Raw genomic sequence first — 1,232 nt, forward strand, 5'->3', positions numbered from 1 at the left:
GTTCCCGCAGCAGGCGCTGCTGGCGACCGGCGTGGCCGCGGAGGCCGCCCCGGAGCTGCAGCGCCTGCTGCGGGAACTGGGCGCGGTGACCGAGCGGGCGGACCGGCGCCTGGCGGCGGATGCCTGTGTCGGGCGGCCGGGCTGCGCCTCGGCGCACATCGCCGCGCGCAGCGAGGCCGCCGCGCTGGTACAGCGCATGCCGACCCTGGCCGCGAGCGGGGTGCGGCTGCAGGTCTCCGCCTGCGACAAGCGCTGCGCGGCGCCGCCGCGGACGGATGGCGGGGTGCTGGAGTGGATCGCGCGGCCGGACGGACATGCCGTGGTGCTGCGCTCGCGGCCCGGTGCGGCCCTTGAATGGAGCGGGCTGGCCCCGGCCGAGGCGCGCGCCCGGATCGCGGCGCTGGAGCGGGCGTTCGCCCGTCAGCGCAATGCTGGAGAGGATTTGCAGACCATGCTGGAACGGATCGGGCCCGAGGCCTGGAATGCCGCGGTGGACGCGGCGCTGTGCGAGGAGGATGAACGTGACGGAGACTGAGGCCTGGCGCTACGAGCGCGACGGGAAGGCGATCTATGCGGAGTCGTTCGCGATCATCCGCGCCGAGGCGGACCTGGAGCGCTTCCCGGCGGATCTTGTGGCGGCGGTGGAACGCATGATCCACAGCTGCGGCATGCCCGACCTGGCGCAGGACATCCGCTTCTCGCCGGGTGCCGGCAGCGCGATCCGTCAGGCGCTGGAGGCCGGGGCCCCGGTGCTGTGCGACAGCGAGATGGTGGCCCACGGCATCACCCGCGCGCGCCTGCCGGCGGACAACCCGGTGCGCTGCACCCTGCGTGATGCGCGCGTGCCGGAGCTGGCGCGCGAACTGGACAACACCCGCAGCGCGGCGGCGATGGAGCTGTGGCGTCCCGAACTGGCCGGCGCCGTGGTGGCCATCGGCAATGCGCCCACCGCGCTGTTCCGCCTGCTGGAGATGCTGCGCGACGGCGCGCCGCGCCCGGCGGCGGTGATCGGCATCCCGGTGGGCTTCGTCGGCGCGGTGGAGAGCAAACAGGCGCTGGCGGACAACCCGTTCGGGCTGGAATACCTGACCGTGGCCGGGCGCCGCGGCGGCAGCGCGATCACTGCCGGGGCGGTCAACGGTCTGGGGAGGGAGCCGGCATGAGTGCGGCGGACACGAGCGGGCCCGGAACGGTCGAACCCGGAACGATCGAACCCGGGGTGCTCTGCGGGG

1 protein-coding gene and 1 pseudogene are annotated in these 1,232 nt (G+C 74.7%); both read left to right on the forward strand.

The window, feature by feature from the left end; all coding sequences use genetic code 11:
- A pseudogene (locus tag B1A74_RS09490) lies at positions 1 to 535 on the forward strand (precorrin-3B synthase); the annotation flags it as partial.
- Positions 516 to 1,163: a precorrin-8X methylmutase gene (locus B1A74_RS09495; protein WP_167769412.1), complete on the forward strand. Its 648-nt coding sequence runs from the start codon at positions 516 to 518 to the stop codon at positions 1,161 to 1,163. The pseudogene B1A74_RS09490 and the gene B1A74_RS09495, both read left to right, overlap by 20 nt.
- Positions 1,164 to 1,232 lie beyond the last annotated feature (69 nt).

Source organism: Thioalkalivibrio halophilus (assembly GCF_001995255.1).
In the GTDB taxonomy this organism is placed as follows: domain Bacteria; phylum Pseudomonadota; class Gammaproteobacteria; order Ectothiorhodospirales; family Ectothiorhodospiraceae; genus Thioalkalivibrio; species Thioalkalivibrio halophilus.

Coding starts and splice junctions, on each gene's coding strand:
- B1A74_RS09495 (WP_167769412.1), top strand. CDS start 516: ATGAACGTGACGGAGACTGAGGCCTGGCGCTACGAGCGCGACGGGAAG.